This is a genomic window from Myxococcus vastator, assembly GCF_010894475.1.
Lineage (GTDB): Bacteria > Myxococcota > Myxococcia > Myxococcales > Myxococcaceae > Myxococcus > Myxococcus vastator.
In genome coordinates this window covers 1-749 of the sequence record NZ_JAAIYB010000921.1, presented here as the reverse complement: position 1 = coordinate 749, position 749 = coordinate 1, and the positions used below count along the sequence as shown (strand labels likewise).

Genomic DNA, 749 nt, shown 5'->3' with positions numbered 1-749 from the left:
GAATACTTGAATGTCGTCAGGAATATCCACCCCGAATTTTCGGGCAATTTCTACCGCCTCCTCCGCTGTGCGTATTTCGCCGGTAGGGTTCTCAGCCCATTTCAACTTAGGAGCTTGGGCTGCCCCCAGAAGATAATTCCTCCCAGGCCGAGGGCGCAAATAGCGGAAAATCCCTTTCGCCAGAGCTGTCTCTCCTTCGGCTCCAGTTGTTGCGAAATCGCGCACAGCAGCGTTTGCGTCAATGCACGCATCCGCGCTTCCTTGTGTGCATTGATATGAACTCAGCCCAAGGCCAACTGCATCAACAGTCTTTCCTGCAATGAAGACCTTCATGCCATGCTTGATCGCAAACTGCGCAGCCATGGCGCCCAGTGCTGGAGCAATCTCGATGACGCCGATGCCAGAGGCTACAGCAACTCCAGCCGCTGTTCCCATGTTCTGTGCGTTGCGCGCAATCTCGGTTGATGCTTCAAGTTTCGCAGGTGAACACTGATGACGTCCACCACTCGCGCGTTCAGCACCAAAGCACGCAGCTTCTGCCCAAGCGCTTGCGCTATCGACACCTGACAGCCCATTTGGGTCCGTAAATTTGAGCGGATTTCCATTGGCATAAACCCAAGGCTGCATGCTCGTGGGCATTCCAAGGTAAGCCTCCGCCCCCACCGGGTCCTCGGACAAGAACCGCCCTGTGGTCGCGTCATACCAACGTTGCTGGGCGTAGGTGAGCCCCACCTCGGCGTCCCATGCAT

The 749-nt window shown here is 56.3% G+C and carries 1 protein-coding gene; it reads right to left on the bottom strand.

The genetic code is table 11. The features are described from left to right. On the bottom strand, positions 1–732 hold a 732-nt coding region (locus G4D87_RS38345), incomplete at its 3' end, for an RHS repeat-associated core domain-containing protein (protein WP_275902338.1). Between the last annotated feature and the right edge of the window lie 17 nt (positions 733–749).